General features: G+C 55.9%; 18 protein-coding genes and 1 pseudogene. 16 read left to right on the forward strand and 3 right to left on the reverse strand.

Annotated elements, in window-relative coordinates; translation table 11 throughout:
- Nucleotide 1 precedes the first annotated feature (1 nt).
- The 15 genes and pseudogenes from pbpC (at nucleotide 2) to ACOTZF_RS06405 (ending at nucleotide 18,303) form a co-directional block, all read left to right on the forward strand.
- Nucleotides 2–2,329, forward strand: coding sequence for a peptidoglycan glycosyltransferase PbpC (gene pbpC, locus ACOTZF_RS06335; RefSeq protein WP_129317664.1), 2,328 nt, complete (start codon nucleotides 2–4; stop codon nucleotides 2,327–2,329).
- Between the two features lie 88 nt (nucleotides 2,330–2,417).
- Nucleotides 2,418–4,796 (forward strand): DMSO/selenate family reductase complex A subunit, encoded by a 2,379-nt coding sequence (locus ACOTZF_RS06340; RefSeq protein ID WP_045293481.1) that lies wholly within the window; start codon nucleotides 2,418–2,420, stop codon nucleotides 4,794–4,796.
- Nucleotides 4,793–5,422, forward strand: a complete 630-nt coding sequence (locus tag ACOTZF_RS06345) for a DMSO/selenate family reductase complex B subunit (RefSeq protein WP_013098282.1) — start codon at nucleotides 4,793–4,795, stop codon at nucleotides 5,420–5,422. The genes ACOTZF_RS06340 and ACOTZF_RS06345 overlap by 4 nt, the downstream gene beginning before the upstream one ends.
- Nucleotides 5,415–6,203, forward strand: coding sequence for a dimethyl sulfoxide reductase anchor subunit family protein (locus ACOTZF_RS06350; protein WP_038985677.1), 789 nt, complete (start codon nucleotides 5,415–5,417; stop codon nucleotides 6,201–6,203). Before ACOTZF_RS06345 ends, ACOTZF_RS06350 begins: the two co-directional genes overlap by 8 nt.
- A pseudogene (locus tag ACOTZF_RS06355) lies at nucleotides 6,203–7,078 on the forward strand (4Fe-4S binding protein). The gene ACOTZF_RS06350 and the pseudogene ACOTZF_RS06355 overlap by 1 nt, the downstream one beginning before the upstream one ends.
- 124 nt (nucleotides 7,079–7,202) lie before the next feature.
- Nucleotides 7,203–7,634: a nucleoside-diphosphate kinase gene (gene ndk, locus ACOTZF_RS06360; RefSeq protein WP_003860625.1), complete on the forward strand. Its 432-nt coding sequence runs from the start codon at nucleotides 7,203–7,205 to the stop codon at nucleotides 7,632–7,634.
- Between the two features lie 169 nt (nucleotides 7,635–7,803).
- Nucleotides 7,804–8,970 (forward strand): bifunctional tRNA (adenosine(37)-C2)-methyltransferase TrmG/ribosomal RNA large subunit methyltransferase RlmN, encoded by a 1,167-nt coding sequence (locus ACOTZF_RS06365; protein WP_013098279.1) that lies wholly within the window; start codon nucleotides 7,804–7,806, stop codon nucleotides 8,968–8,970.
- 291 nt (nucleotides 8,971–9,261) lie between these two features.
- Nucleotides 9,262–10,275, forward strand: a complete 1,014-nt coding sequence (gene rodZ, locus ACOTZF_RS06370; RefSeq protein WP_038985674.1) for a cytoskeleton protein RodZ — start codon at nucleotides 9,262–9,264, stop codon at nucleotides 10,273–10,275.
- A gap of 26 nt (nucleotides 10,276–10,301) precedes the next feature.
- A complete protein-coding gene (gene ispG, locus ACOTZF_RS06375) occupies nucleotides 10,302–11,420 on the forward strand; it encodes a flavodoxin-dependent (E)-4-hydroxy-3-methylbut-2-enyl-diphosphate synthase (protein ID WP_013098277.1) in 1,119 nt (372 codons plus the stop codon).
- 81 nt (nucleotides 11,421–11,501) lie between these two features.
- A complete protein-coding gene (gene hisS / locus ACOTZF_RS06380) occupies nucleotides 11,502–12,776 on the forward strand; it encodes a histidine--tRNA ligase (protein WP_038420371.1) in 1,275 nt (424 codons plus the stop codon).
- Nucleotides 12,777–12,789: 13 nt separating this feature from the next.
- On the forward strand, nucleotides 12,790–13,410 hold the full coding sequence (locus ACOTZF_RS06385) for a YfgM family protein (protein ID WP_013098275.1): 621 nt from the start codon (nucleotides 12,790–12,792) through the stop codon (nucleotides 13,408–13,410).
- A gap of 10 nt (nucleotides 13,411–13,420) precedes the next feature.
- The gene (bamB, locus tag ACOTZF_RS06390) at nucleotides 13,421–14,599 is read left to right on the forward strand and encodes an outer membrane protein assembly factor BamB (protein ID WP_029882244.1); all 1,179 of its coding nucleotides are present in this window, start codon (nucleotides 13,421–13,423) and stop codon (nucleotides 14,597–14,599) included.
- Between the two features lie 112 nt (nucleotides 14,600–14,711).
- Nucleotides 14,712–16,187, forward strand: a complete 1,476-nt coding sequence (der, locus tag ACOTZF_RS06395; RefSeq protein WP_129317665.1) for a ribosome biogenesis GTPase Der — start codon at nucleotides 14,712–14,714, stop codon at nucleotides 16,185–16,187.
- 297 nt (nucleotides 16,188–16,484) lie between these two features.
- Nucleotides 16,485–18,029 carry a peptide MFS transporter gene (locus tag ACOTZF_RS06400; protein ID WP_038985671.1) on the forward strand — a complete coding sequence of 515 codons (1,545 nt, stop codon included), beginning with the start codon at nucleotides 16,485–16,487 and terminating at the stop codon, nucleotides 18,027–18,029.
- A 52-nt stretch (nucleotides 18,030–18,081) separates the two neighbouring features.
- A complete protein-coding gene (locus ACOTZF_RS06405; RefSeq protein WP_020690017.1) occupies nucleotides 18,082–18,303 on the forward strand; it encodes a zinc ribbon domain-containing protein in 222 nt (73 codons plus the stop codon).
- On the opposite strand, the gene ACOTZF_RS06410 is transcribed toward ACOTZF_RS06405, so the two are convergent.
- Both ACOTZF_RS06410 and ACOTZF_RS06415 read right to left on the reverse strand, forming a co-directional pair.
- Entirely contained in the window at nucleotides 18,300–18,650 is a 351-nt protein-coding gene (locus ACOTZF_RS06410) for a protealysin inhibitor emfourin (RefSeq protein WP_013098269.1), read from the reverse strand. The genes ACOTZF_RS06405 and ACOTZF_RS06410 overlap by 4 nt on opposite strands.
- The gene (locus ACOTZF_RS06415) at nucleotides 18,651–19,670 is read right to left on the reverse strand and encodes a M4 family metallopeptidase (RefSeq protein ID WP_038985670.1); all 1,020 of its coding nucleotides are present in this window, start codon (nucleotides 19,668–19,670) and stop codon (nucleotides 18,651–18,653) included.
- Between the two features lie 162 nt (nucleotides 19,671–19,832).
- Here ACOTZF_RS06415 and ACOTZF_RS06420 point away from each other — a divergent pair, with 162 nt between their 5' ends.
- Nucleotides 19,833–20,966, forward strand: a complete 1,134-nt coding sequence (locus tag ACOTZF_RS06420) for an MFS transporter (RefSeq protein WP_038985669.1) — start codon at nucleotides 19,833–19,835, stop codon at nucleotides 20,964–20,966.
- Here the strand turns inward: ACOTZF_RS06420 and xseA are convergent, their stop codons facing one another.
- The gene (gene xseA / locus ACOTZF_RS06425; RefSeq protein ID WP_038985667.1) at nucleotides 20,967–22,340 is read right to left on the reverse strand and encodes an exodeoxyribonuclease VII large subunit; all 1,374 of its coding nucleotides are present in this window, start codon (nucleotides 22,338–22,340) and stop codon (nucleotides 20,967–20,969) included.
- Nucleotides 22,341–22,400: the final 60 nt, after the last annotated feature.

Raw genomic sequence — 22,400 nt, forward strand, 5'->3', positions numbered from 1 at the left:
TATGTCAGTTGCACGTCTGATACGCTCCCGCTGGCTGTGGCTGGCGGGGGCGCTTCTCATTTTATGGGGGCTGATTGTCGCCGCCGACCGCCTCTGGCCGTTGCCGCTGAAAGAGGTTAACCCCGCCCGGGTGGTGGTGGATGAGAAGGGCACGCCGCTCTGGCGTTTTGCCGACAGCGAAGGGATCTGGCGTTATCCGGTCACGATTGAAGAGGTCTCTCCTCGCTATCTTGAGGCCCTGATCCAGTATGAAGATCGCTGGTTCTGGGAGCATCCAGGCGTGAATCCTTTCTCTGTGTTGCGCGCTGCCTGGCAGGATCTGACGTCCGGTAAGGTTGTCTCCGGGGGCAGCACGCTGACCATGCAGGTTGCGCGTCTGCTGGATCCGCATCCGCGCACCTTTGGCGGTAAAATTCGTCAACTCTGGCGGGCGATGCAGCTTGAATGGCACCTCTCCAAGCGCGAGATCCTCACCCTCTACCTTAACCGCGCCCCCTTTGGCGGGACGCTCCAGGGAATAGGTGCTGCAAGCTGGACCTATCTGGGTAAACCGCCATCACAGCTCAGCTATTCCGAAGCGGCCCTGCTGGCGGTGCTACCTCAGGCCCCCAGCCGTTTACGCCCGGACCGCTGGCCGGCGCGGGCGGAAGCGGCGCGCAACAAAGTGCTCGACCGGATGGTAACGCAGGGCGTCTGGTCAGCCCGACAGGTTAACGAATCCCGTGAAGAGCCGGTATGGCTGGCTCCCCGGCAGATGCCCCAGTTGGCGCCGCTCTTCGCACGTATGATGCTGGGAAAAAGCCGTGATACCAAAATTGTCACCACTCTGGATGCCGCCTTACAACGGCAACTGGAAGAGCTGGCAATGAACTGGAAATCCCGCCTGCCGGCGCGCAGTTCGCTGGCGATGATCGTCGTGGATCATACCAATATGAAAGTGCGCGGCTGGGTCGGTTCGGTGGATATTAACGATGACACCCGCTTCAGCCATGTGGATATGGTGAGTGCGATCCGATCCCCGGGATCGGTACTGAAACCTTTTATCTACGGTATGGCGCTCGACGATGGATTGATCCATCCCGCTTCGCTGCTTCAGGATGTTCCCAGGAAAACCGGTGATTATCGTCCCGGTAACTTTGACAGCGGATTCCATGGGCCGGTGAGCATGAGCGAAGCGCTGGTGCGCTCCCTTAATCTGCCTGCCGTGCAGGTGCTGGAGGCGTACGGGCCTAAGCGTTTTGCCGGCATGCTCAGCAACGCAGGGTTGCCGCTTATTTTGCCTGCGGGGGCGCAGCCAAATCTGTCGTTGATCCTGGGCGGGGCGGGAGCGCGGCTGGCAGATATTACTGCTGCCTACAGCGCTTTTGCCCGCCACGGTAAAGCTGGAAGGCTGCGCTTACAGCCAGGTGATGCGCTGGTTGAACGTCCGCTGTTGTCACCCGGCTCGGCCTGGATTATTCGCCGTATTCTGGCGAATGAAGCCCAACCGTTACCGGATAACGCACTGCCGCAGGTAGCGCCGCTGGCATGGAAAACGGGCACCAGCTACGGCTACCGCGATGCCTGGGCCATTGGCCTGAATGCGCGTTACGTGATTGGCATCTGGACCGGAAGGCCGGACGGCACGCCCGTGGCGGGACAGTTTGGTTTTGCCAGTTCCGTGCCGCTGTTAAATCAGGTGAATAACCTGCTTCAGTCGCGCTCAACGATAGACGAAGCGCGCCTGCCACGCGATCCGCGCCCGGAAAGCGTCGGGCGAGGCGTGATCTGCTGGCCTGGCGGGCAATCGTTGCCGGAGGGCAGTGAAAACTGCCGTCGACGCCTGTCGACCTGGCTGCTGGAAGGTAGTGAGCCGCCGACGCTGTTGCTGCCGGAGCAAGAGGGCATCCGCGGGATCCGTTTCCCGATCTGGCTGGATAAAACCGGCAAACGCGTGGCGGCAGATTGCCCGGATGCCATAGAGAAAGTGCTGGACGTCTGGCCGTTACCCCTGGAGCCGTGGCTGCCCGCAGCGGAAAAAAGAGCGGCACGTCTTCCCGCACCCTCAACGGTTTGTCCACCGCTGGATGATAACAATGCGGCACCGCTAATGATTTCGGGTGTCAGAGAGGGGGCGGTCATTAAGCGTCTTCCGGGTGAGGAAAAAGTGACAATTTCCGTCACGACCAGCGGGGGAGAAGGGCAGCGATGGTGGTTTTTAAATGGCGAGCCTCTTGAACATAAAAATCGGAATTTTTCAATGCAGTTATCTTTGCCCGGTAAATATCAATTAGTTGCAATGGATGAGGCCGGGAAATTGGCTACGCTTAATTTTGAATTAAGCCGCTAACCCCTACTCCCTATTAATTAGCTTGATAATAATCAATGTTCGTTCCTGCGAAAAAACGAGAATGCGTTTTTATTTGAAGGAATGAGCAATGACAAAAATAAAAAGCCAGGGAGACGGCCTTTTACCCGCTGTATCCCGACGTCAGTTTATCCAGGCCGGGTCGGCGCTTGCTGCCCTGCCGTTTGTCGCCCGCGTAGGCAAAGCAGAAGCGAGTGAAGGCACCGCCGCACAAGACGAGCCTGCGGAAAACATTATTCAGACCTGCAGCACATTTGACTGCGGGGGGAAGTGTGATATTCGGGCCCACGTCAACGATGGCGTAGTGACCCGAATTTCCACGCGCCCGGATAATGAGCTGGATCCGCAAATGCCAGTGATGCGCGCCTGCGTTCGTGGCCGGGCTTACCGGAAATTTGTTTACCATCCTGACCGTTTAAAATATCCGATGAAACGCGTGGGTAAGCGCGGTGAAGGAAAATTTGAACGTATTTCGTGGGATGAAGCTACCACGCTTATTGCCGAACGGTTAAAAACGATCACGCAACAATATGGCGCAGCCTCGCGCTATGTTCATGTGGGTACGGCGGTTTCCGGGGGCACCTTTTCCGGGGATAAGATGGTCCGTCGTTTGCTCAACTTAACCGGCGGATACCTTGAAAGCTATCATTCGGTCAGTATGGGCAATACAGCTGCCGCGACGCCTTACACCTACGGCACCGCCGCCAGCGGCAGTTCGCTGGATACACTGCAGGATACCCGGCTGGTGATCCTCTGGGGTCATAACCCAACGGAGACCATTTTTGGTCACAGCAACTACTATTTCCAGAGGATGAAGCAAAACGGCACGCGTTTTATCGTGGTTGATCCACGCTACTCAGATACCGTTTCATCCCTTGCCGATCAATGGATCCCCTTATTACCGACGACCGATAACGCGCTGATGGACGCGATGATGTACGTTATCGTCACGGAAAACCTGCACGATCGTGAATTTATTCAGCGCTATACGCTGGGCTTCGATGAAGCCTCAATGCCTGAAGGTGTGCCCGCCAACGAGTCTCTTGTCGCCTATCTGACCGGTGCGAAAGATGGAGTGGTGAAAACTCCCGAATGGGCAGAGCAAATTACCCATGTGCCAGCGCAGACCATCCGGCAGCTGGCACGCGACTATGCCACAACAAAACCTGCCGCGTTAATTCAGGGCTGGGGTCCACAGCGCCACAACTGCGGCGAACGCACCGCGCGTGGCTCTACGCTGCTGGCAACGCTGACGGGCAATGTTGGCGTAAAAGGTGGGTGGGCTGCAGGATATGGTGGTTGTGCCAACCGGAAATTTGCGGTCGGTCCTGACATGCCGGATAACCCGGTCAAAGCAAAAATATCGGTGATGAACTGGGTTCAGGCCGCTGACGATGCCTCACAGGTCACACCGGATGTCGGCCTGAAGGATGCTGAAAAGCTCGACAGTAATATCCGCATTCTGTTTTCTCTGGCGGGTAACTATCTTGCTAACCAGAACCCCGATCTGCACCAGGCGACACGGGTACTGGAAGACGAGTCGAAAATTCAGTTCATCGTTGCAAGCGATCTCTTCATGACGCCGAGTGCCCGCTATGCCGATCTTCTGCTGCCGGAAACCAGCTTTATGGAACGCTGGAATATCGGTGAAACCTGGGGGACCGCAAGCTATCTGATCCTGTCGGAAAAGCTGATCAAACCCGAATTTGAACGCCGTTCAGACTATGACTGGCTGCGCGAAGTAGCCGCTAAGCTGGGTATCGAACCGGCCTTCAGCCAGGGGTGGGATGAAAAGGCGTGGATTGAACACATATGGGAGCAGACACGCCTGGCGATGCCAGAGGAAAACTTGCCTGACTTCGCGACGCTGCAAAAGACGCGGCAACATCTCTTCAAAAGCGCACCGTATGTCGCTTTTGAGGACAATATTCGCGACCCGCAAAATCATCCCTTCCCGACGCCATCCGGAAAAATTGAGATCTTCTCGAAGCGTCTTTACGACATGCATCACCCGGAAATCCCTGCGCTGTCGCATTACGTGCCAGCCCATGAAGGACCGGAGGATGAACTGGCGAAGACGTTCCCGCTACAGCTCATTACCTGGAAGGGGAAAAACCGCGCCAACTCCACTCAGTATGCCAACCCATGGCTGATTGAGGTTCAACAGCAAAGGTTATGGATTAACCCACAGGACGCGCAAAAACGCGGTATTGCGCAGGGAGATACCGTGCGTATTCACAATGCACGGGGGATATGTGAAATCCCGGCCGAAGTCACGCCGCGCATCATGCCTGGCGTTGTTGCCATGCAGGCTGGCGCCTGGTGGCAGCCGGACGAGCGGGGCATTGATAAAGGTGGCTGCGCGAACGTGCTCAGCTCCGCCCGTATTACCGCACTTGCGAAAGGGAATTCTCATCAAACCATGCTGGTGGAGGTAGCAAAAGCATGAGTCAGTTTAAACACTACGCGCCGGTGAGCGACAAACAGCTGGGCTTCTATATCGACTCATCCCGCTGCTCGGGCTGCAAGGCCTGCCAGGTGGCATGCAAAGATAAAAACAACCTTGAACCCGGGCGTCGTTTCCGTCGCGTGTACGAAATCAACGGCGGGAATTTCATCCCAACCGGCCAGGGCGGCGTCAGCAATAACGTTTTTGCCTACACACTTTCTGTCTCCTGCAACCACTGTGCGGATCCTGTCTGCACCAAAAACTGCCCGACCACCGCGATGCATAAGCGTCCGGGTGACGGCATCGTGCGCGTCGATACGGATAAGTGCGTCGGCTGTGGATATTGTGCGTGGTCATGCCCCTATGGCGCGCCGCAGCTCAACGAGCAGACCGGGCAGATGTCCAAATGCGATTTTTGCGTGGATCTGCAGGCGAAAGGCGAACAGCCTGTCTGCGTGGCAACCTGTCCCCTTGAAGCAATCAAATTCGGGCCGATTGATGAACTTCGGGCGAAATACGGTGTGGTCTGTGACGTGAAGGGATTGCCTGATTCCTCCATCACCAAACCGAACCTGGTGATCAAAGCACATCAGGGCGCAGAGAAAGAGGGGACACGTCATGCATGAGTTACCGTTGCTGATTTTTACCCTGTTCCTTCAGGGATCGGTAGGCGTTACGCTCTGGCTGGTGCGCGGAGGCGCGCAGGCTTCGCCGCGTAACGCGCTGCTGCCTGCTGCCGGGGCATTCGTGCTGGCCTGCCTGGGGCTGCTCGCCTCGACGCTGCATATGGGCTACCCGCTCAATGCTCTTAACGCGCTGCGCCACGTATCCAGCTCCTGGCTGAGCCGTGAGATTGTATTTGCCAGCCTTTACCTTGCGGCGCTTGGTCTTGCGACGCTGCTGATGTTCGCGAAAAAACCAGGCTGGAAGCCGCTTCTGGCGGTGGCGGGTCTTGTCGGGCTGGTGGACGTTTTCTGCATGGCGCAGATTTATATCCATACGTCGGTTGTTACCTGGCAGCACATCAACACGCTGGTGCTGTTCATCGGCTCGGTGGGAATCATTGGCTCAGCCTGCGTGGCCGTTGGGGCGCCTTCCCGGATTAACCTGCGCGCGGCGGTTGTGATTATTACGCTGCTGGTGCTTGTGCGTCTGGTGATGCAGCCCGTCTGGCTGGCCGACATTACAGCCATGGACAACACCGTGGTGACATTCCCTCACGCTCCGTTACGGATGCTGGAGCAACTGCGCACGGTGCATCTGCTGAGCTGGTGCGTTTCCGTTGCGGGCATGCTGTGTTTTGCCGCGGGCGGTCTGAAGGCCGCGCGAGGCCCGGTGCTGCTGGGCAGCGCATTACTGATTGTGGGTGAGCTAATGCTGCGCTTCGTTTTCTTCAGTATTGGCTGATGGACGGATTAACGCTTATCCCGGCGATGGACGTGACGCATGCGTGCGTTCGTCGCCGTTTCCGCCATGCCTCCTGCCACGCCTGTGCGGACGCTTGCCCTGTGCAGGCGTTCTCTTTTACGGACTCGGGCGTTCTGATTGATGACAGCCGATGTATTGAATGCGGTGACTGCCTGTTTGTCTGTCCAGCCGGAGCCATTACCGGCATCGTACCGCGAAAACGCTTTTTGCGTGGAGATGCGCTTGTCGGGCCGTTTACGGAACGCGCACCCGGAGTGAATGAGCTGCTACTGTGGCACGCGCAATACCGCGTTCGTTTTATCAGTATTGAGGTGTAGCACCATCCAGACTGGCTGCTGGCGCTTGCCCGGCTTAATCTTACGCTTCGCCGACGCGGTGAAGCGGCGTGGGCATTTAAGCTCATCCCGCACAACGAGGTGAATCTCGCCCGCCGTGCGCTAATGCACGTTCCCCGCGAGGATGTTCGTGCCTGTCGCGTCATGCCCGGCCTGCGTGAGTTGCGAAGGGCTTTTCCCGCGTTTAGCGAGGCAGAGATCGCTCTCGACGCCGGAAAGTGCGTGCTGTGCGGGGCGTGCTGGCGAAGCTGTCAGGAAAAGGCGATTCGTTTTGAGAACGCCAGTCTGAGGGTGGAAACCGAATATTGCACCGGTTGCGGTGGTTGTGAAGCGGTTTGCCAGCATGCGGCGATAAAAGTGACACAAACAGAGGGAATAGCGAAAACGGTAACCATGCCCGCATATGAGGCTATTTGCCAGACGTGCCGCCGTCGGTTCTGGTCATTTACGCATGAAGAAAAGCAGTGCCCGCTCTGTTTCCACCATCACTACGGGATGCGAAATCTGTCCTGTTGCTAATCTTCGTCTCATTTTAAAAAAATGTTATGTATAACCATAGGCAATGGCGCTATTGCTCTTTATAATCCGCGCCACACCATACTCAGGTATGCAAAAACAACAGAACATTTTACAGAGGTTATCAATGGCTATTGAACGTACTTTTTCCATCATCAAACCAAACGCGGTGGCAAAAAACGTTATTGGCAGCATCTTCGCTCGCTTTGAATCAGCAGGGTTTAAGATCGTTGGCACCAAAATGCTGCATCTGACCGTTGAGCAGGCTCGCGGTTTCTACGCTGAGCATGAAGGTCGCCCATTCTTTGACGGTCTGGTTGAGTTCATGACCTCTGGCCCGATCGTGGTATCCGTGCTGGAAGGCGAAAATGCGGTACAGCGTCACCGTGACCTGCTGGGTGCAACCAACCCGGATAACGCGCTGGCAGGTACGCTGCGCGCTGACTACGCTGACAGCTTCACCGAGAACGGCACCCACGGTTCTGACTCTGTTGAATCTGCAGCGCGCGAAATCGCTTTCTTCTTCGCAGAAGGCGAAGTGTGTCCACGTACCCGTTAATTTAACGGTTTCGTTTACACATTATTTTCGTAAATGCCACGTGCAAACGTGGCATCCCTGCGCCAGACTTTGTACAATGCAACGCCCCGGACGAGCAGAACGCTTTCCGGGGCGTTTCTTTTCAACCCTCCATGGGCCATAACGTGTAACAACGAGGCCGGAAAATATTATGTCTGAATTAGTGAATACCTCCGAAGTCGCCACGCCTGCGGTTCCAAATAAAAATGGAAAAATTAACCTGCTGGATCTGAACCGTCAGCAGATGCGCGAGTTCTTTAAAGAGTTGGGCGAGAAGCCGTTTCGTGCCGATCAGGTCATGAAATGGATGTACCACTATTGCAGCGACAACTTTGATGACATGACTGACATCAACAAAGTGCTGCGCAACAAGCTCAAAGAAGTGGCTGAAATCCGCGCACCGGAAGTGGTGGAAGAACAACGCTCTTCAGATGGCACCATCAAATGGGCGATTGCCGTTGGCGATCAGCGTGTTGAAACCGTGTATATCCCGGAAGACGATCGCGCCACGCTGTGCGTCTCTTCTCAGGTTGGCTGTGCGCTGGAGTGCAAATTCTGCTCAACCGCGCAGCAAGGTTTTAACCGTAACCTGCGTGTATCGGAAATCATTGGCCAGGTCTGGCGTGCCGCGAAAATCGTTGGCGCGGCGAAAGTGACCGGAACCCGCCCAATTACCAACGTGGTGATGATGGGGATGGGTGAACCGCTGCTGAACCTGACTAACGTGGTTCCGGCAATGGAAATTATGCTGGACGATTTCGGTTTTGGCCTCTCCAAACGTCGCGTGACGCTCTCTACGTCAGGCGTGGTTCCGGCTCTGGATAAGCTGGGCGACATGATTGACGTGGCACTGGCCATCTCTCTGCATGCGCCAAACGATGAAATCCGCGACGAAATTGTGCCGATCAACAAAAAGTACAATATCGAAACCTTCCTTGCGGCGGTGCGTCGCTACCTGGAAAAATCCAACGCCAACCAGGGCCGCGTAACCATCGAGTACGTGATGCTCGACCACGTGAACGACGGTACCGAGCATGCGCATGAACTGGCTGCACTGCTGAAAGATACGCCGTGCAAAATCAACCTGATCCCATGGAACCCGTTCCCGGGAGCGCCGTATGGCCGCAGCTCGAACAGCCGTATCGACCGTTTCTCGAAGGTGTTGATGGAGTACGGTTTCACCACCATCGTGCGTAAAACCCGTGGTGATGATATCGATGCCGCATGCGGTCAGCTGGCGGGTGATGTGATTGACCGAACCAAACGTACCCTGCGTAAACGTATGCAGGGCGAGACGATTGCGGTCAAAGCTGTTTGATTATTATGCAATCACGGCGCATTATTGCGCCGTGAAGCATAATCTTACTGAATAATCAGTCAGATTCGTGATGACTGAGTAATAATTACGGTGCGTTTCATACGACTTTCGGGCAGTATGTAACGACGTAACAACAGTTTAGCTTCACGGGCAGGGCGCACTGTCATCTCCGGGCTGACAGTCTTATACTGACTGTTCAAGGTTAACTGACCAGAAGTTTCGCGGTGCGGGTGGCATTGTGACTCACCGGCACCTGAACCCTTATTTTTCACGTACCAGTAGTTGTAGCGAATGAATACTGAAGCCACTCACGACCAACATGAAGCACTCTCCACTGGCGTTCGTCTTCGCAACGCCCGTGAACAACTCGGACTCAGCCAGCAAGCCGTTGCAGAACGCTTGTGCCTGAAGGTTTCCACGGTTCGCGATATTGAAGAAGATAAGGCACCTGCCGATCTGGCTTCAACATTCTTGCGCGGGTATATCCGCTCTTACGCAAAACTGGTGCACATCCCCGAAGACGAATTACTGCCAATGATGGAGAAGCAGGCACCGGTTCGTGCAGCCAAAGTTGCACCGATGCAGAGCTTCTCTTTGGGCAAACGTCGTAAAAAACGTGATGGCTGGCTGATGAGCTTCACTTGGCTGGTGCTGTTTGTGGTGGTCGGTCTGACCGGCGCATGGTGGTGGCAAAACCACAAGGCGCAGCAGGAAGAGATCACCACGATGGCCGATCAATCCTCCGCCGAACTTAACCAGGCCGGAAACGGTAACGCGCAGAGCGTTCCACTGAGCACCGACAGCGCGGCAACGACCAGCGAACCACAAACTGCGACGACCGATACGCCAGCTACCGACGCTGCGCAGACCCCAGCGGCAACGGCTAACACGTCAGCGCCTCAGACGCAGGCTCCAGCGCAGGATCAAAACGCGGTGGTTGCACCTTCTCAGGCTCCTGTGGATACCGCAACGAACGCACCGGCGGTGAACACCGCTGCACCTCTGCCGACCGATCAGGCCGGTGTCGCAACGCCCGCGGTTGACCCTAACGCGCTGGTGATGAATTTCACTGCTGACTGCTGGTTAGAAGTCACTGACGCAACAGGTAAAAAACTGTTCAGCGGCCTGCAGCGTAAAGATGGCACGTTAAACCTAACCGGTCAGGCACCGTATAAACTTAAAATCGGCGCTCCGGCAGCGGTACAGATCCAGTATCAAGGAAAACCTGTCGATCTGAGCCGCTTTATCAGAACTAACCAGGTTGCACGTCTTACCGTTAATGCCGAACAATCAGCAGCACAGTAACAGACGGGCTACGCGGGAGATTTTTCATGCATAACCAGGCTCCGATTCAACGTAGAAAATCAAAACGGATTTACGTTGGGAATGTGCCAATCGGCGATGGGGCGCCTATCGCCGTCCAGTCGATGACCAATACGCGCACCACGGATGTGGAAGCGACGGTCAACCAAATCAAAGCCTTAGAACGCGTAGGCGCGGACATTGTTCGCGTCTCCGTGCCGACCATGGACGCCGCAGAGGCGTTCAAACTGATCAAACAGCAGGTCAGTGTGCCGCTGGTTGCAGACATCCACTTCGACTACCGCATTGCGCTTAAAGTTGCTGAATACGGCGTCGACTGCCTGCGTATTAACCCAGGCAACATCGGTAACGAAGAGCGTATCCGCATGGTGGTGGACTGCGCACGCGATAAGAACATCCCCATCCGTATCGGCGTGAACGCCGGTTCTCTGGAAAAAGATCTGCAGGAAAAGTACGGCGAACCCACGCCGCAGGCGCTGCTTGAATCCGCGATGCGTCACGTTGATCATCTGGATCGTCTTAACTTCGATCAGTTCAAAGTCAGCGTAAAAGCCTCTGATGTCTTCCTGGCGGTAGAGTCGTATCGTCTGCTGGCGAAGCAGATCGATCAGCCCCTGCACCTTGGGATCACCGAAGCGGGTGGCCTGCGCAGTGGCTCTGTCAAATCAGCCATTGGCCTGGGTCTGCTGCTCTCGGAAGGGATCGGCGACACCTTGCGCGTTTCGCTGGCGGCCGATCCGGTCGAAGAGATCAAAGTTGGCTTCGACATCCTGAAATCACTGCGTATCCGCGCACGTGGGATCAACTTCATTGCCTGTCCAACCTGTTCACGTCAGGAGTTTGACGTCATCGGAACCGTGAACGCCCTGGAGCAGCGTCTTGAAGACATCATCACCCCAATGGACGTCTCCATCATCGGTTGTGTGGTGAATGGTCCGGGTGAAGCGCTGGTGTCAACGCTGGGCGTCACCGGCGGTAACAAGAAAAGTGGTCTCTATGAAGATGGCGTTCGTAAAGATCGTCTGGATAATAGTGATATGATCGACCAGCTTGAAGCGCGCATTCGTGCCAAAGCGTCGATGATGGACGAAGCGCAGCGCATCAGCGTTCAGCAGGTTGAAAAATAACGTGATGGGAAGCGAAGTGCTTCCCATGTATGATTGAACCCATTCTTTGGGTTCTTTTTTGTATATAGAAAGAGAATAAACGTGGCAAAAAACATTCAAGCCATCCGCGGCATGAACGATTATCTGCCTGGCGAAACCGCCATCTGGCAGCGCATTGAAGGCACACTGAAACAGGTGCTCGGCAGCTACGGTTACAGCGAAATCCGTTTGCCGATTGTAGAGCAGACCCCGTTATTCAAACGCGCGATCGGCGAAGTGACCGACGTGGTTGAAAAAGAGATGTACACCTTTGAGGACCGCAACGGCGACAGCCTGACGCTGCGTCCTGAAGGTACGGCGGGCTGCGTACGCGCCGGCATCGAACATGGTCTCCTGTACAATCAGGAGCAGCGCCTGTGGTATATCGGCCCGATGTTCCGCCACGAACGTCCGCAGAAAGGTCGTTATCGCCAGTTCAACCAGCTGGGTGTGGAAGTGTTTGGCCTGCAAGGTCCCGACATTGACGCCGAGCTGATCATGCTGACCGCCCGCTGGTGGCGTGCGCTGGGCATCTCCGAGCACGTCTCTCTTGAGCTGAACTCTATCGGCTCTCTGGAAGCGCGTGCTAACTACCGCGATGCGCTGGTGGCGTTCCTTGAAGAGCACAAAGAGAAGCTGGACGAAGACTGCAAACGTCGCATGTACAGCAACCCGCTGCGCGTGCTTGATTCCAAAAATCCGGACGTGCAGGCGCTGCTGAACGATGCGCCTGCATTAGGCGATTATCTGGACGACGAGTCTCGCGAACACTTTGCTGGTCTTTGCAAACTGCTCGAAGCAGCAGGCATTGCCTATACCGTTAATCAGCGCCTGGTGCGCGGTCTGGACTACTATAACCGTACCGTGTTTGAGTGGGTTACCACCAGCCTCGGTTCGCAGGGCACCGTGTGTGCTGGCGGCCGTTATGACGGTCTGGTTGAGCAGCTTGGCGGCCGTGCCGCGCCTGCGGTTGGCTTCGCAATGGGCCTTGAGCGACTTGTTTTGCTGGTTCAGGCAGTTAATCCGGAATTTAAAGCAGATTCCGTTGTCGATATATACCTGGTGGCCTCAGGCGCGGAAACGCAGTCTGCGGCGATGCAGCTTGCTGAACGCGTGCGCGATGCACTGCCGGAGGTTAAGCTGATGACCAACCATGGCGGCGGCAACTTCAAAAAACAGTTTGCTCGTGCCGATAAGTGGGGCGCAAGTATTGCACTGGTGCTGGGTGAGTCCGAAGTGGCCAACGGCGAAGTGGTAGTGAAAGACCTGCGCTCTGGTGAGCAGACAACGGTAACGCAGGACGGCGTTGCGACGCACTTGCGCACTCTATTGGGCTAAGGAGAAGGACTGCGTGGAAATTTACGAGAACGAACACGACCAGGTCGACGCGATCAAACGCTTCTTTGCTGAAAACGGCAAAGCGCTGGTTGTTGGGGTTATTTTAGGTGTAGGTGCATTGATTGGCTGGCGCTACTGGAACAATCATCAGGCGGATTCCGCGCGCGGCGCGTCTCTGTCCTATGAAAATACCGTGAGCGCCATTCGTGCCGATCAGCCGCAAACGCTGACGGCAGCAGAGAAATTTGCCGCTGACAACAAAAACACCTACGGTGCGCTGGCCGCGCTGGAAGTGGCTCAGCAGTACATTGATAAGAACGAACTGGATAAAGCGGCTGCCCAGCTGTCGCAGGGGCTTGCGGCCGCCAGCGATGACAACCTGAAAGCGGTTATCAATCTGCGCCTGGCCCGTATCCAGGTTCAGCAGAAAAAAGCTGATGAAGCGCTGAAAACGCTCGATACCATCAAAGGCGAAGGTTTTGCTGCCATCGTTGCCGATCTGCGCGGTGAAGCACTGCTGAGCAAAGGTGATAAAGCGGGCGCGCGTAAAGCGTGGCAAGCTGGTGTAGATAGCAATGCATCCCCTGCGCTGAGCGAAATGATGCAGATGAAAATAAATAATTTGTCCGTCTGAGAGGGACCCGATGCAATTGCGTAAATTACTTCTGCCAGGACTGCTTTCTGTTACGTTATTGAGTGGCTGTTCACTGTTCAGTGGCGAAGAAGACGTTGTGAAAATGTCCCCGCTGCCGACGGTTGAAAACCAGTTTACCCCGTCAACCGCGTGGAGTACTTCCGTGGGCGATGGAATTGGTGATTTCTATTCCAACCTGCACCCGGCTTTTGCTGACAGCGTTATCTATGCGGCTGACCGTAAAGGTACCGTAAAAGCGCTTAACGCCGATGACGGAAAAGAAGTGTGGTCCGTTAACCTGGCGGAAAAAGACGGCTGGTTCTCCCGTAAACCTGCACTGCTGTCTGGCGGCCTGACCGTTGCCGGCGGTCACGTATATGTGGGAAGCGAAAAAGCACAGGTCTATGCCCTGAACACCAGCGACGGTTCTGTTGCCTGGCAAACCACGGTTGCCGGTGAGTCTCTGTCTCGTCCGGTGGTGAGCGACGGCCTTGTGCTGATCCACACCAGCAACGGCCAGCTGCAGGCGCTGAACGAAGCCGATGGTCTGGTGAAGTGGACCGTCAACCTGGATATGCCATCACTCTCCCTGCGCGGCGAATCTGCCCCGGCGACAGCCTTTGGTGCTGCCATTGTGGGTGGTGATAACGGTCGCGTGAGCGCAGTACTGATGCAGCAAGGTCAGATGATCTGGCAGCAGCGTATCTCTCAGGCGACGGGGTCAACTGAAATCGACCGTCTGAACGACGTCGACACGACGCCTGTTATTGTCAACGGTGTGGTTTATGCGCTGGCGTACAACGGCAACCTGACCGCGCTCGATCTGCGCAGTGGCCAGATCATGTGGAAACGTGAACTGGGCTCAGTGAATGATTTCATTGTTGATGGTAACCGCATCTATATGGTTGACCAGAACGACCGTCTGCTGGCGCTGAGCACCGATGGCGGCGTGACGCTGTGGACGCAAAGCGATCTGCTGCACCGTCTGCTGACCGCACCGGCGCTGTACAACGGTAGCCTGGTGGTGGGTGATAGCGAAGGCTACATGCACTGGATCGATCCGGAGACGGGCCGCTTTACTGCGCAGCAAAAAGTCGACAGCTCTGGCTTCCTCACCGACCCGGTTGTGGCTGACGGCAAACTGCTGATTCAGGCAAAAGACGGCACGCTGTACGCGATCACGCGTTAATTACCCGGCGGTTGTAGTATACTAAACGGCTCCTGTTCACTCAGGAGCCGTTTTGACATTTTTAAAAACGCTGCGAAAGCGACGTTATTTTGAATTTTATGAGGCTTCAAACATGGTACCTGTGGTCGCGCTTGTCGGGCGCCCTAACGTTGGAAAATCCACTCTTTTTAACCGTTTAACACGCACCCGTGATGCGCTGGTTGCGGATTTCCCGGGGCTGACGCGTGACCGTAAGTACGGTCGTGCAGAGGTGGAAGGACGCGAGTTCATCTGTATCGATACCGGTGGTATCGACGGGACAGAAGACGGCGTTGAAACCCGCATGGCGGAGCAGTCTCTGCTGGCAATCGAAGAGGCAGACGTGGTGCTGTTTATGGTGGATGCCCGTGCTGGCCTGATGCCTGCGGATTCCGCCATTGCTAAACATCTGCGTTCGCGTGAAAAACCGACCTTCCTGGTGGCGAACAAAACTGATGGTATCGATGCCGATCAGGCGATCGCCGATTTCTGGTCTTTAGGTCTGGGTGATATCTACCCGATCGCCGCATCGCATGGCCGCGGCGTGACCAGCCTGCTGGAAACCGTTCTGCTGCCGTGGGTTGACGAAGTGAACCCGCCGGAAGAGGTGGACGAAGACGCGGCATACTGGGCGCAGTTCGAAGACGGTGAAGAAGGCGAAGAAGAAGAGCCTGAAGAGACATTCAACCCGCAGGATCTGCCGATTAAGCTGGCCATTGTGGGGCGTCCAAACGTAGGTAAGTCTACGCTCACTAACCGTATTCTGGGCGAAGAGCGTGTGGTGGTATACGACATGCCGGGCACCACCCGCGACAGCATCTACATCCCGATGGAGCGTGATGAGCGTGAGTATGTACTCATCGACACCGCGGGCGTGCGTAAGCGCGGAAAAATCACCGATGTGGTGGAGAAATTCTCCGTCATTAAAACCCTTCAGGCGATTGAAGATGCCAACGTTGTGCTGCTGGTTATCGACGCGCGTGAAGGTATATCCGATCAGGACTTGTCGCTGCTCGGCTTTATCCTCAATAGTGGGCGCTCACTGGTTATCGTGGTGAACAAATGGGATGGCCTGAGCAATGAAGTTCGTGAGCAGGTGAAAGAGACGCTGGACTTCCGTCTGGGCTTCATCGATTTTGCTCGCGTGCACTTTATCTCTGCGCTGCACGGCAGCGGTGTGGGTAACCTGTTCGACTCCGTGCGTGAAGCGTATGATAGCTCCACCCGTCGTCAGAGCACCGCTATGCTGACCCGCATCATGAACATGGCAGCAGAAGACCATCAGCCGCCGCTGGTACGTGGCCGTCGCGTGAAGCTCAAATACGCCCACGCCGGTGGTTATAACCCGCCAATCGTGGTGATTCACGGCAACCAGGTGAAAGAACTGCCGGATTCCTACAAGCGTTATCTGATGAACTACTTCCGTAAATCGCTGGACGTGATGGGCACCCCTATCCGTATCCAGTTCAAGGAAGGGGATAACCCGTTTGCTAACAAGCGCAACACCCTTACGCCAAACCAGATGCGTAAGCGTAAGCGTTTGATTAAGCACATTAAGAAAAGCAAATAAACTTTGCCTGTCTCACGAAAACCCGCGCCTGTCGCGGGTTTTTTTCGCCCATACAAAACGCCTGCCTTCCTTGTGTGAAGTCAATCACTATTCGCTTTTAACCATGTTTAAATCTAAGAAAGTAGACAATCGTCGAATTTTCATCTTAAAGTCCAGGGTCTGGTACTAGACAAAACTAGCGCCTGGTTATCAAATGGTTAACTCATTTTTCGCCGCATGTAAAAAATCGGTCAGATACGTAACTGGCCGGCGTACGCGCGGTGCTTTCAGCACAACGACATACCTTTCGGGAGAATTATGCAATCCTCTGTTAATCAAAAAGAAAGCCGAACGTTCTTCGGCCATCCTTATCCGCTCGGTTCGCTGTTCTTTACCGAGATGTGGGAGCGTTTCTCGTTTTACGGCATTCGTCCGTTACTGATCCTCTTTATGGCCGCCACTGTCTATGACGGCGGCATGGGGCTGGCGCGTGAAAACGCCTCGGCGATTGTCGGTATCTTCGCCGGTACCATGTACCTGGCCGCGCTGCCGGGTGGCTGGCTGGCCGATAACTGGCTCGGCCAGCAGCGAGCCGTATGGTACGGTTCGATTCTGATTGCGCTCGGCCACCTGTCGATTGCGCTCTCGGCGGTGATGGGGAACAACCTGTTCTTTATCGGCCTGATGTTTATTGTGCTGGGATCGGGCCTGTTCAAGACCTGTATCTCCGTGATGGTCGGCACCCTGTATAAAAAAGGCGATGCGCGTCGTGACGGCGGATTCTCGCTGTTCTATATGGGCATCAACATGGGCTCGTTCATTGCGCCGCTGATTTCCGGCTGGTTGATTAAAACCCACGGCTGGCACTGGGGCTTTGGTATTGGCGGCATCGGGATGCTGGTGGCGCTGATTATCTTCCGCGTGTTTGCTGTCCCGTCCATGAAGCGCTACGACAGCGAAGTGGGCCTCGATTCCACCTGGAACAGCCCGGTGGTCAAACGCAACGGCGTGGGCGCGTGGCTGCTGGCGCTGGCGGTTGGGGTGGCGGTTTTCGTCACGCTGATCGCCCAGGGGGTCATTGTGATTAACCCGGTCGCGGTGGCCAGTATGCTGGTCTATGTGATTGCGGCATCCGTTGCGCTCTACTTCATTTATCTGTTCATCTTCGCGGGTCTGACCCGTAAAGAGCGCGCCAGACTGCTGGTCTGCTTTATCCTGCTGGTTTCCGCTGCGTTCTTCTGGTCCGCTTTTGAACAGAAACCGACTTCCTTTAACCTGTTTGCCAACGACTACACCAATCGCATGATCGGTGATTTCGAAATTCCGGCAGTATGGTTCCAGTCGATCAACGCCCTGTTCATCATTCTGCTGGCACCGGTATTCAGCTGGGCGTGGCCGAAGCTTGCCACCATGAACATTCGTCCGAGCAGTATCACCAAGTTTGTGATCGGTATTCTCTGTGCGGCGGCGGGCTTTGGCCTGATGATGCTGGCGGCGCAGAATGTGCTGAGCAACGGCGGGGCAGGCGTTTCGCCGTTCTGGCTGGTAGGCAGTATTTTGATGCTGACGCTGGGTGAGCTGTGTCTGAGCCCGATTGGTCTGGCCACCATGACCCTGCTGGCGCCAGAAAGAATGCGCGGCCAGATGATGGGGCTGTGGTTCTGCGCAAGTGCGTTGGGTAACCTGGCTGCCGGTCTGATTGGCGGCCACGTGAAGGCAGACCAGCTGGATATGTTGCCGGATCTCTTCGCGCGTTGCTCCATCGCGCTGCTGATTTGTGCTGCGGTACTGATCGTTCTCATTGTGCCGGTTCGTCGCATGCTGGAAAATGCCCGGACGAAACCTGCCACAGAGGCGGTATAATCGATCCGCCGGGGCGACCGTTTCGCCCCGGCAACTTGCTTAAGGAGTTACTATGTCGATCGCCTGTCCAACCTGCCATGCCGAGCTGGAGCCGCAAAACGGCGTGGCTTACTGCGAACACTGTCATAAAGATATTGCGCTCGAAGCCCGCTGCCCGGAGTGCCATCAGCCACTCCAGGTATTAAAGGCCTGCGGTGCGGTGGACTATTTCTGCCAGAACGGCCACGGCCTGATCTCTAAAAAACGCGTGGAGTTCGTCCCTGTCGGGGCTTAATCACACACGCAGCCTTCGCCTTTCTGCCAGAGTTCAACCAGCGATTCGGGCGCTTCCTGCTCCGGTACCAGCACAATAATATCGGTATACTGCGCTTCGTTGTGCCGGGTCCAGAAGATCTGGATACGAAAATAACGCTGGTCACCGCTGCCTGGTGACGACGTCTGACCAGGCGGTTGCCCACGCGGAATGGCTTGCTCCAGAATACTCACCACGCGCTGACGCTGCGCCTCATTGAGAGATGAGAGCGTGATGGTGCGCTGGCCGCTCAGCCTGGGAATAAAAGCGACGCCGCCTTCCCGGGCCAGCTCAACCACGGCGTCATCCGTCAGTTCCGGAACCTGCATTTACAGCACTCCCACCTGTTCCCAGGCTTGTCTTATCGCCGCCCCAACGTCGCTGCCCGAGCGCTTTTCGCCGTGGGCTATCGTCAGTTTTGCGAAGGCATCAAAATCCGCATCTTGTGGCAGATTGCGATCGCAAACTGTGTCGTACCAGGCATAACCCGCTTTTTCCCAGGCATAGCCGCCGATTGCCGTTGCGGCCAGATAAAACGCCCGGTTGGGAATGCCGGAGTTCAGGTGAACGCCGCCGTTATCTTCACGCGTTTTGATGAAATCCTTCATGTGCGCCGGTTGCGGATCTTTACCGAGCAGAGGATCGTCATAGGCGGTGCCCGGCTCCGACATGGAACGCAGTCCTTTGCCGCTAATCCCTTTCGCCAGCAGTCCTTCGCCAATCAGCCAGTCGGCCTGGTCGGCGGTTTGCTTCAGGTGATACTGTTTAACCAGCGAGCCAAACACGTCCGACAGGGACTCATTTAGCGCACCCGATTGTTCAAAATAGATCAGCCCGGCTTCGGTCTCGGTAACGCCATGGCTGAGTTCGTGCGCCACAACGTCGATGGCAATGGTAAAACGGTTAAATATTTCCCCGTCGCCATCGCCAAAGACCATCTGCTGACCGTTCCAGAAGGCGTTCTGGTATTCCCGGCCATAATGCACGGTGCCGGTGAGGATCAGCCCTTTATTATCGAGCGAGTCACGCTGGTATTCTTTCCAGAAGAAATCGTGGGTGATGCCTAAATAGTCATAGGCTTCATCGACGGCCACATCCCCATTGGACGGCTGGCCTTCATAGCGCACCTGCGTGCCTGGCAACTCCTGGGTCTGTTTCGCATCGTAGATATCACGCTCCAGCTGTCCGGCTTTGCTCACGTGCGGCGCGGCAGGTTTACCGGGCATGTGGGCCATTAGCGTCTGGACATGGGTTAAAGTCTGGCGGGCGCAGCGCTGCTGCGGCTCAGAACCGCTTTCGATAATACGACGAAGAATATAAGGGGGGATCACGCTGTGAATTCGGGTCATGCAACTCTCCTGTTTTCTGGCAATGCCGAAAAAAGAATCTTCTTAAGTGTAAAACATTAAACCGGTGCTGGTTGTAAGTCGGACAATTCGTCTCCTTAAAAACTGGCGCAACGCTTCATCACCGTTTAGGTTTTTTAAACGGCATTAACTAAGAGGAGCGTAATGAACAGGCAGACTTCGCTGAGCATAACCGGGTTTTCAATCATCGCGGTGACCTATGGTATGGCAAGGTTTTCGTGGGGCCTGATGCTGCCTGATATCCGCCAGGCTATCCCTTTCACCCCGCAGGTGGCGGGGTTTATAGCCTCCTGTAGTTATGCGGCGTATTGCATGTCGATATTTATGGCCTCATACCTTATTGCGCGCGTAGGGCCTCGTTTGCCCGCCTTGCTGGCGGCCATCGCCGCCGCCGCGGGGTTGTTCATTCTCGCGACTTCGGCACATTCAACGATGCTGGCGATAGGTTTATTTATTGCCGGGCTGAGCTCCGGCCTGGCCTCACCGGCCCTTGCCGGGGCGGTTAATGACAGGATCGCCCCTGACCGTCAGCTCCATGTGAATACCACCATCAATGCCGGAACGAGCGGTGGGATCATTCTCTCGGTGCCCGTTCTGTTTTTCATGCCCGGGGGCTGGCGGGCAGCCTGTGTTGTGTTCGCCATTATGGCGCTGCTGTGCCTGCCGGCTTTGTGGCGGTATCTGCCGTCATCTGCGGCGAAATCCCGTGAGTCAACGCCAAAGGTGCTATCTATCGTACGCAAACCCGGCATGTTTCGGCTGCTGGGGATTGCCTTTATCAGCGGTATGGCCAGCGCCGCATGGTGGAGCTTTGGCCCGGAAATACTTATGCGTCACACGGAGCTGGATAGCGCAGCGACCAATGTTCTCTGGCTGATAAGCGGCGGGGCGGGGATTGTTGCCATATTTACCGGAAGTATGGCAAGGCGTATCGGCATGCGGGGGGTCTATCGTTTATCCCAGATCTTCATGGCCATTTCTCTGGCGGTTCTGACAGTAAGCCACGGTTTCTCCTGGTGGCTTATTCCGGCAGTGGCCATGAGCGGCGCGGGGTATGTGATTTTGTCCGGGGTATTGCTGGTGAAGGGGGCAGAGATCGCACATCCTTCACCTGCGGCTGGAGTCAGCCTGGCCTTTCTTATGCTGGCAGGTGGGCAGGTTGTGGGGGCTATCCTTTTTGGCCTGCTTCTGGGGTTAACGAGCGCAGTGGCTGCGCTGGCGATTTTTTCAGGCATGTCCTGGCTGATGCTAGCCGTCACGCCAGAGAGCCATCGCTGATTACGCCTTTTTACGGGCGCGAGGTTTTTTTACCGGCATCACGCCTTTCACTTCGCTTTCCACCCAGCCGTCCGACAGACGGGTGGTCAGCACGTCTCCGGCTTTCACCTGTTTGGTTTGCTTCAGCACTTTGCCGTCAGTGGCGGTGGTAACGCTATAGCCGCGTGCCAGGGTAGAAAGTGGGCTAACCGCTTCAAGATGGGTCACCGCATTGCCAAAGCGTTCGCGGGTGGTGCTAAGTCGTGCCCGGACAGTTTCTGCCAGACGATACTCCAGCTGCTGAATGCGCGTTTGTGCGCGGTAAATTTTCGGCTGCGGGTTTTGCTGATTCAGGCGCTGCGTCACGCGCTGCTGACGCGACATCGCGCGCTTGAGCTGATTATCCAGCGCGAAGTTCATCCGCTGGCGCAGACGCTCCAGCACGGTTTGCTGACGCGCAAGGCGAAGCTGTGGATGCTGCTGCTGCAGGCGGTGATGAAGCTGGGTAAAGCGGCGGGTACGGTTAGCGAGGAAGTAGTCCATCGCCATCTCCAGGCGCTGCTGGCCGTTCTGGATCTGACGCAGCAGCTCCAACTGATTGCGGCTCACCACTTCTGCCGCAGCAGACGGCGTAGGCGCGCGTAAATCTGCAACGAAATCGGCTATCGTCACATCCGTTTCATGCCCGACCGCGCTCACGATGGGAATAGCACTCGCAAAAATAGCCCGCGCCACGCGCTCGTCGTTGAAGCTCCACAAATCTTCCAGCGAGCCGCCGCCACGCCCAACGATTAATACGTCGCACTCATGACGCGCGTTCGCCAGCTCAATGGCACGCACAATCTGGCCTGGCGCATCGTCACCCTGAACAGCGGTCGGGTAGATGATGACGGGCAGGGAAGGATCGCGACGCTTGAGGACGTGCAAAATATCGTGCAGCGCGGCACCGGTTTTCGAAGTGATTACCCCAACGCAGTGGGCTGGTGAGGGCAGGGGCTTTTTATACTGCTGGTCGAACAACCCCTCTTGCGAAAGCGCAGCCTTAAGCTGTTCATACTTCTGCTGGAGTAAGCCTTCGCCCGCAGGTTGCATGCTCTCGACGATAATCTGGTAGTCGCCGCGCGGTTCATACAATGTGATATTGGCGCGCACCAGCACCTGCTGGCCATGCTGAGGACGAAACGTCACGCGGCGGTTGCTGTTGCGGAACATGGCGCAGCGCACCTGGGCGGTGTCGTCTTTTAAAGTAAAGTACCAGTGGCCGGAAGCGGGCTGCGTGAAGTTAGAGATCTCACCGCTGATCCAGACCTGCCCCATTTCCTGCTCAAGCAGCAAACGCACCGTCTGATTCAGGCGGCTGACAGTATAAATTGAGGGGGATTGAGAGGATAACATGTGAGCGGGATCAAATTCTAAATCAGCAAGTTATTCAGTCGATAGTAACCTGCTGAGAGG

The organism is Enterobacter cloacae complex sp. SHL021, assembly GCF_049237765.1.
Taxonomy (GTDB): Bacteria; Pseudomonadota; Gammaproteobacteria; order Enterobacterales; family Enterobacteriaceae; genus Enterobacter; species Enterobacter cloacae.

Bases quoted from the DNA above. Each gene is read 5' to 3' on its own strand.
- der (WP_129317665.1), top strand. From the start codon at position 14,712: ATGGTACCTGTGGTCGCGCTTGTCGGGCGCCCTAACGTTGGAAAATCC.
- ACOTZF_RS06340 (WP_045293481.1), top strand. From the start codon at position 2,418: ATGACAAAAATAAAAAGCCAGGGAGACGGCCTTTTACCCGCTGTATCC.
- ndk (WP_003860625.1), top strand. From the start codon at position 7,203: ATGGCTATTGAACGTACTTTTTCCATCATCAAACCAAACGCGGTGGCA.
- ACOTZF_RS06420 (WP_038985669.1), top strand. From the start codon at position 19,833: ATGAACAGGCAGACTTCGCTGAGCATAACCGGGTTTTCAATCATCGCG.
- ispG (WP_013098277.1), top strand. From the start codon at position 10,302: ATGCATAACCAGGCTCCGATTCAACGTAGAAAATCAAAACGGATTTAC.
- rodZ (WP_038985674.1), top strand. From the start codon at position 9,262: ATGAATACTGAAGCCACTCACGACCAACATGAAGCACTCTCCACTGGC.
- pbpC (WP_129317664.1), top strand. From the start codon at position 2: ATGTCAGTTGCACGTCTGATACGCTCCCGCTGGCTGTGGCTGGCGGGG.
- ACOTZF_RS06410 (WP_013098269.1), bottom strand. From the start codon at position 18,650: ATGCAGGTTCCGGAACTGACGGATGACGCCGTGGTTGAGCTGGCCCGG.
- ACOTZF_RS06400 (WP_038985671.1), top strand. From the start codon at position 16,485: ATGCAATCCTCTGTTAATCAAAAAGAAAGCCGAACGTTCTTCGGCCAT.
- ACOTZF_RS06415 (WP_038985670.1), bottom strand. From the start codon at position 19,670: ATGACCCGAATTCACAGCGTGATCCCCCCTTATATTCTTCGTCGTATT.
- ACOTZF_RS06350 (WP_038985677.1), top strand. From the start codon at position 5,415: ATGCATGAGTTACCGTTGCTGATTTTTACCCTGTTCCTTCAGGGATCG.
- ACOTZF_RS06405 (WP_020690017.1), top strand. From the start codon at position 18,082: ATGTCGATCGCCTGTCCAACCTGCCATGCCGAGCTGGAGCCGCAAAAC.
- ACOTZF_RS06365 (WP_013098279.1), top strand. From the start codon at position 7,804: ATGTCTGAATTAGTGAATACCTCCGAAGTCGCCACGCCTGCGGTTCCA.
- bamB (WP_029882244.1), top strand. From the start codon at position 13,421: ATGCAATTGCGTAAATTACTTCTGCCAGGACTGCTTTCTGTTACGTTA.
- ACOTZF_RS06345 (WP_013098282.1), top strand. From the start codon at position 4,793: ATGAGTCAGTTTAAACACTACGCGCCGGTGAGCGACAAACAGCTGGGC.
- xseA (WP_038985667.1), bottom strand. From the start codon at position 22,340: ATGTTATCCTCTCAATCCCCCTCAATTTATACTGTCAGCCGCCTGAAT.